Source organism: Candidatus Viridilinea mediisalina, assembly GCF_002532535.1.
In the GTDB taxonomy this organism is placed as follows: Bacteria; Chloroflexota; Chloroflexia; order Chloroflexales; family Chloroflexaceae; genus Viridilinea; species Viridilinea mediisalina.
Window position 1 is genome coordinate 1 of the sequence record NZ_NQWI01000156.1, and the last position, 9,453, is coordinate 9,453.

Below are 9,453 nucleotides of genomic sequence, written 5' to 3' on the forward strand. Positions count from 1 at the left end.
CCACCGCGCTGGCTGAGCTTGTCGAAGCCCGCGCCACCCCCACCGCGCTGGCTGAGCTTGTCGAAGCCCGCGCCACCAAAACAGAAAGCAACACCCATGAGTTCTTTACATCCCCACGCCATCGCCGCCCAGTCGTTTGTGCTGATCCGCGCTGGCTTGGCCGAACGGGGCAAAATTCTGCCTGAACCGTTGAGTGCAGTGGTGGAACGGATTATTCATACCACGGCTGATTTTGAGTTTGCCGATCTGGTGGCGACAAGTCCTGCTGCGGTTGAGGCCGGGGTGCAGGCGTTGCAAAGCGGCTGTGTGGTGTTGACCGATGTGGAGATGGTGCGGATTGGAATCAATCGCCAGCGCCTTGAACGCTTGGATGGGACGCTTCACTGTTTGATGAATGATCCGGCGGTGCTGCCCGCTGATGCGGCGGGCGGCTTGACGCGCAGTGCCCAGGCGATGCGTCTGGCGGCGGAGCGTGGCCTGCTGGCCGGCAGTATTGTGGCGATTGGCAATGCCCCAACGGCGCTCGAAGAGCTCTTGCGCCTCGTTGAAGCTGGTGTGTGCCCCGCGCTGATCATCGGCGTGCCGGTTGGCTTTGTCGGAGCTGCCGAGAGCAAAGCGGCCCTCGCAGCGACCACCACGGTGCCCTGGCTGATTACGCAGGGGCGTAAGGGTGGCTCGACAATTGCTGTTGCAACGGTGAATGCGTTGTTGCGTCTGGCTGTTGGGGTTGGGAATGATGAACTGTGAGGCGGGGAAGAGAGAGGAGAGATGCAGAGAATTTCACCACAGAGACACAGAGAACACAGAGAACGTTGTTAGGGATGGTTTCAGAAAGGCGCTTGTAGCTTTACCGTCGTAGTGCCGACGTTAGTCGGCATCCGGGGGTTGTCGGCGACCTCAGCCGACTAACGTCGGCACTACCTATGGCGCAAACTATAAAGTATCTTGAAACCGTCCCTAACAATATCATGGCAAAGCAACCATCCATTGACACTCCCTCAATTCCGATACCTCTGTGCCCTCGGTGCCTCTGTGGTGCAATCCTCGGTACCTCTACCTCGTTGGCGTTTTGAATCCCTTGTTCAAAAAATTCTATGTTCCTACCCCCTAATTTACTATTTTCTACCTTAAGGTAACCAATGGACTCCCCTCCTCCCCCGCGTGACCGGCGCGGCATGCGTACAGGTTTTACGACGGGTACTAATGCGGCGGCAGCCGCTCATGCGGCGACCCTGGCGCTCCTGAGTGGTGTCTGGCCCACGTCGGTGCCGGTGCTGCTGCCGACGGGCGAGACGACAACGATGGTGCCGCTGGAGACTGCGCTGAATGGGCAGACTGCTTCCTGCTGTGTCCGTAAGGATGGCGGCGATGACCCTGATGTGACCCACGGGGCGCTGATTTGTGCGACGGTGCGCTCTGCGAGCCAGCCAGGGCTTTGGCTCGAAGGGGGCCATGGGGTGGGCCGCGTGACCCTGCCCGGCTTGGGGTTGCCCGTCGGCGAGGCGGCGATCAATCCGGTGCCGCGCCAGCAGATCCATGCGAATGTCATGGCCGCACTTGAAACGCTGCTGCCCGATGCGGCGGCCTACTTGGAACAGCACGGGCTGCTGGTGGAGATTAGTGTCCCTGAGGGGGAGCGTCTGGCGCAACGGACGCTCAATCCGCGTTTGGGCATTGTGGGAGGCATTAGTATCCTTGGTACGTCGGGCAAGGTCTATCCCTACAGTACCGCTGCATGGCGGGCGAGCGTCGAGCAGGCGGTGCAACTGGGGGCCTACCACAGCCCTCACCATCTGGTGTTGGCGACGGGGGCGCGTTCCGAGCAGTACGCCCAGCAGATCTACCCGCAACTACCTGAGTTGGCCTTTGTCGAGATCAGCATCTTCACCGGCGTCGCCCTGCGGGCCTGCGTGCAACAGGGCGTAAGCAAAGCCAGCCTTGTCGCCATGATCAGCCGCATCGTCAAGACAGCCCAGGGCCGCATGGTGACCCATGTGGCGGGCAATCCGGTAGATTTCGCCTTTCTCGCCCAGGTCTGTGGAGAAGCGGGGGCCAGCGCAGCGCTGGTGGCAGCGGTGGCCCAGGCCAACACGGCGCGCCATATGCTCGAACTGTGCCAAGCTCATGGCAACATGGCCCCGATTGAGCGCCTCACCGACTTGGCGCTAGAGCAGAGCCAGCGTTTTGTGCAGCGTCTGGGCGGGCAGTTGGCGCTAGAGATGATCTTGGTTGATTTTGATGGAACCGTTTTGGTGCGGCGGAGTTTTACATAAGCAAGGGTGTGAGGAAACCGAGTTCTCCCTTCAGTTATAGAGTTTTTGCAGAGATGCAGAGAATTTCACCACAGAGACACCGAGAACACAGAGAGGTGAGTAGCATGGCAATTGTCATTGTTGGTGCTCCCTCTGTTCTAACCTCTGTGCCCTCGGTGCCTCTGTGGTGAAACCCTCTGTACCTCTTCTTGTTGGTGTTTTAGAACTTTTGCACCACCTTCCTCCTTCCTAAAACCTCATGTCCCCACACAAACTCCTAGTCATCGGTATGGCGGGCAGCGCCCGCGAACATTTGACGCTGGCCGCTTTAGCCCATGTGCAGCATGCCGATCTGTTGGTGGGCGGCGAGCGGCAGTTGGCTGCGTTTCCCGATGCGCCAGGTGAGCGGTTGAGTATGCGCCAGGGGGTGTTGGCGGTGGCGGAACAGTTGCGTCATGCGTTGGATGCGGGGCAGCGCGTGGTGGTGCTGGCTTCGGGCGATCCGCTCTGCTACGGGATCGGGAGTACCTTGCGGCGCTGGTTTGCCGCTGAGGAGTTGCTGATCATTCCGGCCCCTAGTTCCTACCAACTCGCCTTTGCCGCCCTGGGTGAGCCGTGGCACGATGCGGCACTGCTCAGTGCCCACGCCCGCCCCCTGGCCGATGTGGTGCGCGGCGTCTATCAGGTCCACAAGGCGGCCATTCTCACCGATACGCAGCAGACGCCCGCTGTGATCGCGGCGGCGCTGCTGGCCGCTGGTCTACCCGCCGCAACACCCTGCGCGATCTGCGAGTGCCTGGCCGAGCCGCAGGAGCGTATTGTGCGTACCACTTTGGGCGAGGCGGCGACGCAAAGCTTTGCGGCGCTCAATGTGCTGGTGGTTTGGAATGAAGGTGCGGAGAGGCGAGGAGGCGCAGAGGCGCAGACACATACCCGCAAAGGTACACAGATGCAAAGACGCAAAGGCGCAAAGCTCCGAAAATATACCGACATCCCCCGCCTCGCCAAGCGGCGGCGCACGGTCATTATTGGACGACCATGGTTTATGATGCATCGCCATTCATCGTTGGTTACGCACATTGCTCCGCATCCCCGCATCCCCGCATCCCCGCATCCCCGCATCCCCGCATCCCCGCCTATCCCCCCCGGCCTACCCGATGCAGCCTTTAGCACGACGGGTGGCCTGATTACCAAGCGCGAGGTGCGGCTGCTGAGTCTGATGGAGTTGGCACTTGGCCCAGGCGAGGTGCTGTGGGACATAGGCGCAGGCAGTGGTGCAGTAGGCATCGAGGCGGCACGTTGGCAACCCAAGGCCCACGTCTATGCCATCGAACGCCGTGCAGAGCTGTGTGGCCATATTCGTACCAACATTGATCGCTTTATGGTGCAAAATATCTCGCTGATCGAAGGGAGTGCGCCCCAAGCATGCGCCGATCTACCCGATCCCCACGCCATCTTCATCGGTGGCAGTGGCGGCCAGATCGAGCCAATCATCGGCTTGGCATGCCAACGCCTACGCCCCCATGGTCGCCTCGTGATCGCCCTCGTCAGCCTCGAACACCTCGTGGTCGCCCGCAACCTCCTGCCCAGCGCCCGCATCGTGCAGGTGCAGGTGAACCTGGGCGTACCAATTGTGGGCATGTTGCGTCTCGAGGCCCAGAATCCGATCTTTGTGCTTACCTGGAAACGGTGAGGTGGAGGCGAGAAGAGATGCAGAGAATTTTACCACAGAGGCACAGAGTACACAGAGGAATTTGTTGCAAAGCCATCATCTGTTGGCATTATCTCTAAGGGAAGCAGAAATTTTCAAGTATCCCAGCAGCCTGTCATGCTGAATAGTCCATGGGCGGGCATCGTAGTGCCGACGTTAGTCGGCTGAGGTCTTTGGCCACGATGGGAAGCCGACTAAAACGCTTGGTGTGATACCAATTACCCTTGAACATGCCGCATTATCAAGAACGCTAACGCCCTTTGGGACGCCATGTTCGGCAATCTGCAATCTGCAATCTACAATCGGAAATGGTATATAAAGGACTCCACCATGCCTCCTTCCATCAAACTCACCGTCGTCGGCCTGGGGCCAGGCGACCCCGATCTGATCACTATGAAGGGCATCCGTGCGCTGCAAGCCGCCCAAATCATCTTTGCGCCACGTAGTCAGGCTGAGGGCGAAAGCCGGGCGCTACGCATTGCCCAGCCTTGGCTCGATCCGCAACGTCAACAAGTGGTTCCGCTGCGTGTGCCGATGCAGCGTGACGCCGCGCAGACGTTGGCAGCCTATGGGCAGTTGGCGACGACGATGGGCACAGCGTTGGACTCGCTGGCCGCGACGCAGCCCGACGGCTGCGCTCAGGGTGCCTACCTGCTCTTGGGCGATCCGCTGCTCTATGGTACCTTTACAACGCTGCGGAGTCTGTTGCAAGAACGCTATCCTAACCTTGCACTTGAGATCATTCCTGGCATCACCGCCTTTGCCGCCACCGCTGCCCACGTTGGCTTGCCACTCAGTATTGGCGATGAACGGGTGGCCATTCTGCCTGCGCCCCGCGACGCCGCTGAACTGCGTGAACTCACAGCCCGCTTTGCCACGCTGGTCTTGATGAAGGTGGGTAGCCAGTTGCCCGCTCTGTTGAACATGCTAACAGAACTTGATCTGTTGGAACATTGTGTCTATGCCGAACATATTGGCATGCCCGAAGAGCGCATCGTGCACGACGTGGCGAGCCTGCATGGCTATGCTGCACCCTATTTGTCGTTGTTGCTGGTGAGGAGTAACGTGTAACCCTATGGACTTCCCCTTGACCCCCGGAACGGTTTATTTTGTCGGCGCTGGCCCCGGCGCTCCCGACTTGATTACGGTGCGCGGGCGCACCATCATTGAGCAGGCCGATCTCGTGCTCTACGCCGATAGCCTTGTGCAGGCGAGTGTCGCTGGGCTGACGCGCAAGCCTGATGCGCGGATCGTTGGCTCCTCCGATCTGCACCTTGATCAAATTGTGGCCCTGATGGTTGAGGCGGCCCAAGCGGGTCAGCTTGTGGCCCGGGTGCATACGGGCGACCCGGCGCTCTATGGTGCGATCCACGAGCAGATGCGCCACTTGCAGGCCCACAAGATTCCCTACGTCGTTGTGCCCGGCGTCACTGCGGCCTTCGCGGCGGCGGCACGGCTCGGCGTCGAACTCACCATTCCCGAACTGAGCCAATCGCTCATTCTGAGCCGCATCGCCGGACGTACCCCCGTGCCCGAACGGGAGTCGCTCCGTGCCCTAGCGAGCCACGGCACCACGCTGGCGCTCTACCTCAGTGTCGCACAGATCGAACAGGTGACGGACGAACTAATCGCTGGTGGTGTTTACACCCCAACCACGCCTGTCGCCGTGATCTACCGCGCCACCTGGCCCGATGAGCAGATCATCAGGGGCACCCTGGGCAACATCGTGGCTGCCGTGCGAGCGGCGGGCTACACGCGCCACGCACTCATCCTCGTCGGCCCGGCACTGCAACCCGATGCCGAGGCCGCGCCGAGTCGCCTCTATGCTGCCACGTTTGCCCATGGCTGCCGCGAGGCGGCGGGAGGCGAGGCGGCGGGAGGCGAGGCGGCGGGAGGCGAGGCGGCGGGAGGCGAGACGAGGATGGGGTTCCCCCTCTCCCGCTTGCGGGAGAGGGGGCTAGGGGGTGAGGGCCATCCCGCGCAGCCCACCAACCTGTCTGTAATGCCAGAATCGCATGTTCTGCCCACTCCATCTCCCACAACGTGGGAGCGGGGGCTGGGGGGTGAGGGCCATCCCGCGCAGCCAACCAACTCCCCCCACATCCTCGCCGTCACGCGCAACGGTGCGGCGCTCGCCGTGCGCTTGACCGATGCACTGGGCGCGACGGTGTGGGTGCCTGAACGCTTCGCCGCCGAAGTTGGTGCCAGCCAAAGCTATACGGGGCCGGTCGCAGAGACACTAGCCCAGGTTTGGAAGACGGGCCAGCCGCTGTTGCTGATCATGGCCACCGGCATTGCCGTGCGCACCATTGCTCCACTGCTCGGCCACAAAGCCAGTGATCCCGCCGTGATCTGTATGGACGAAGCGGGCCGCTCGGTTATCCCACTGCTCGGTGGCCACCAAGCCGGGGCCAACGCCCTCGCCGAGCGGATCGCACGACTCACCGGCGGCCATGCGGCGATCACCACCGCCAGCGACACCCAAGCTCTGCCCGCACTCGACCTGCTGGGCCGCGAGTTGGGCTGGCGGCCCGATCCCACCTCAGCCGTTACGCATGTCATGGGAAGTCTAGTGAATGGCGCACCTATGGCATGCTTTATTGATCCGAAAATTGCAGCATTACGCCCCCAGATCGAACAATGGCTGGCAGCCTGCCCCCAACTCACCTTTGTCACCACGCCCACCGAATTGCGCGCCGAACACTACGCCGCTGCACTGCTCTTCAGCCCGCAGCATCTTGCTGAACTCTGGCCCACCATCCAGCACAAAACCATCCGCTACCACATGCCCCTACTCGTCGCCGGGATCGGCTGCCAGCGCGCTGCCAGCCCCGACGAATTGGCAACAGCACTCCATGCCACCCTCAACGACGCCGGATTCGATGCCCACTGCCTAGCAGCCCTGGCCAGCGCCGAGGCCAAAGCGGACGAACCAGGGCTTATAGCCTTAGCCCAACGGCTTGGCCTGCCCCTTGAGATCGTAAGCCATGCTCAACTCAGCGCCCTCGATCCGAGCCACTTCAGCCCCAGCGCAGCCAGTAGCCACCTCAACCTCCCCGCTGGCGTCGCCGAACCCAGCGCCCTCCTAGTTGCCAACGGGCCGCTACTGGTCAACAAGCGAGCCTTTCGCAACTGCACCGTGGCGCTGGCGTTGAAGAGGACAGAAGAACAGGAGAACAGGGGAACAGAGGAACAGGGGAACAGAGGAACAGGGGAACAGGGGAACAGGGAAGCAGAGGAACAGGAGAACAGGGAAGCAGAAGAACAGGGGAACAGGGAAGCAGAAGAACAGGGGAACAGATTAGCACTCCCTGTGTTACAACCTCTGTGCCCTCGGTGCCTCTGTGGTGAAATTCTCGCTACCTCTACTTCTGCCCCCCTTGTTGAAAAGCCTCTCTCCCCCCGCCTCACCCTCGTCAGCCTAGGGCCGGGCGATCCGCAACAGATGACCCTGGCCGCCCACCAAGCCCTGCGCGAAGCCGATGTTGTCGTCGGCTACAAAGGCTACATTGATGCCCTCGGCGATCTGCTTGCGCCCCACCAGACGATCATCGCCTCTGGCATGCAGACGGAACTGGATCGAGCGCGCCACGCTCTCGATCATGCCGTAGCGGGGAAACGGGTGGCACTCGTGAGCAGTGGCGACATTGGGATCTACGCGATGGCCGGGCCAGTCTTTGAGCTTTTAGCCGAACGGGGTTGGAATGGGAGCGAGCCGGAGGTGGTAGTTCTCGCAGGCGTCAGCGCCTTCCAAGCCGCCGCCGCCCACTTGGGTGCTGCCATCAGCCACGATTTCTGCGTAATCAGCCTGAGCGACCTGCTCACCCCCTGGCCCCTGATTGAGCAACGGCTCGCGGCGGCAGCCACAGGCGACTTTGTGGTAGCCCTCTACAACCCGCGCTCCCGCGAGCGCCACTGGCAGCTTGAAGCCGCCTTCGATCTGCTGCGCCAACAGCGCCCTGCCAACACCCCCGTCGCCTTCGCCACCAACGTCAGCCGCCCCAACGAGCAATTCACCCTCACCACCCTCGGCGCAGCCGACCCCAGCCTTGCCAACATGTTCACCGTCGTGCTGATCGGCAACAGCCGCAGCTACCGCATGGGGGATCGCTTCGTGACGCCACGCGGCTACGCCGAGGCAAAGTTGCGTGGGGACAATCCCCCCTCGCCCGCTACACAGGTGCATGAGCAGACGGAAAACGTGTTTGTTGCCGCAAAAGAACACAAAGGAACGCAACAGGACGACGCTGCCTTCGCCCCCCTCCCACAACGTGGGAGAGGGGCAGGGGGTGAGGGCCAGCTAGGGCATGCCCACCATACCTACCCCATTGTCCTCACCAACCTCAGCGCCAGCCGCGCCGTTGTGGTGGGCGGGGGGCCAGTGGGCGAACGCAAAGTGCGCGGGCTCCTCGCAGTGGGCTGTGCGGTCACCCTGATCAGCCCCGACGCGACCGCAGCGCTTCAGGTGTGGGCCGCAGCGGGCCAGCTTACATGGGCACAACGTTGCTACCAGCCAAGCGATCTCACTGACGCTGGTCTAGTCTTTGCAACAACCAATCAGCGTGAAGTGAACGCCGCAATCGCCCACGCCGCCGCCGAACGCGGCATGCTCTGCAACGTCGCTGATGCGCCCAACGAAGGCAGTTTTCACCTGCCAGCGCTCCACCGTAGCCCTGAATGTCTCATCGCCGTCAGCACCGACGGAAACGCCCCGGGGCGTGCTGCGGCCATTCGTGATGCGCTGGCCCGTTTCATCGCTGAAGAGGAGGGCACCCGCGTCTAAGAAGCTGTCTGAAAAGCCGGGGGGCGCACGCTGGAGTGCCGGCTTTAGCCGGCTTCCCATCGCTGTCAAAGATCTCAGCCGACTAAGGGAAGCGGATGTTGTTCATTGCCCGATTGTTTTGCCACCCTGAACGAAGGTTCGTAGGAACGTACCTGTTTGTGCCGTAGGTAGTGCCGACTTTAGTCGGCTTCCCATTGCTGCCAAAGACCTCAGCCGACTAAAGTCGGCACTACGATGCCTGCGCCCCATGTCCCATTCAGCATGACAAGTTGCTGGGATACGTAACAATTTCTGTTTCCTTTAGTCGGCTTCCCATCGCTGCGAAAGACCTCAGCCGACTAAAGTCGGCACTACGATGCCTGCGCCCCATATCCCATTCAGCATGACAAGTTGCTGGGATACATAACAATTTCTGCTTCCCTACATGGTATTATGCTAGGGTGCATTGATATGCAGTAAGCCCTGCCTGTCACTCGTCACTCGTCTAGCTACCCGACAGTTTGAATTTCCCGTTACACGACGTTCTTCAAGACCTCGCACGCCGGCAGGCTGGCTTCGGCAAGCTGGCTTCGGCAAGCTCAGCCACCGAGCCACCGAGCCTGCGGCTGCTATGCGGAGGAAGCCCGCTTCGCGGGCTGCGAACCCTTCAGGTTGAGCCCGCGAAGCGGGCTTCGCGTAGCAGCGCAGGGCTTTAGCCCTGCGCCCCC

General features: G+C 61.5%; 5 protein-coding genes. All 5 read left to right on the top strand.

Features of this window, described 5'->3' with window-relative positions:
* The first annotated feature begins 96 nt into the window (after positions 1 to 96).
* The gene (locus CJ255_RS19770) at positions 97 to 747 is read left to right on the top strand and encodes a precorrin-8X methylmutase (RefSeq protein WP_097645811.1); all 651 of its coding nucleotides are present in this window, start codon (positions 97 to 99) and stop codon (positions 745 to 747) included.
* Between the two features lie 392 nt (positions 748 to 1,139).
* Positions 1,140 to 2,273 (top strand): cobalt-precorrin-5B (C(1))-methyltransferase, encoded by a 1,134-nt coding sequence (locus CJ255_RS19775; protein ID WP_097645812.1) that lies wholly within the window; start codon positions 1,140 to 1,142, stop codon positions 2,271 to 2,273.
* 238 nt (positions 2,274 to 2,511) lie between these two features.
* On the top strand, positions 2,512 to 3,945 hold the full coding sequence (gene cbiE, locus CJ255_RS24530; RefSeq protein ID WP_245863609.1) for a precorrin-6y C5,15-methyltransferase (decarboxylating) subunit CbiE: 1,434 nt from the start codon (positions 2,512 to 2,514) through the stop codon (positions 3,943 to 3,945).
* 348 nt (positions 3,946 to 4,293) lie between these two features.
* Entirely contained in the window at positions 4,294 to 5,034 is a 741-nt protein-coding gene (gene cobI / locus CJ255_RS19790; RefSeq protein ID WP_097645813.1) for a precorrin-2 C(20)-methyltransferase, read from the top strand.
* Between the two features lie 4 nt (positions 5,035 to 5,038).
* Positions 5,039 to 8,746 (top strand): precorrin-4 C(11)-methyltransferase, encoded by a 3,708-nt coding sequence (gene cobM, locus CJ255_RS24535; RefSeq protein WP_245863610.1) that lies wholly within the window; start codon positions 5,039 to 5,041, stop codon positions 8,744 to 8,746.
* The last annotated feature ends 707 nt before the right edge of the window (positions 8,747 to 9,453 follow it).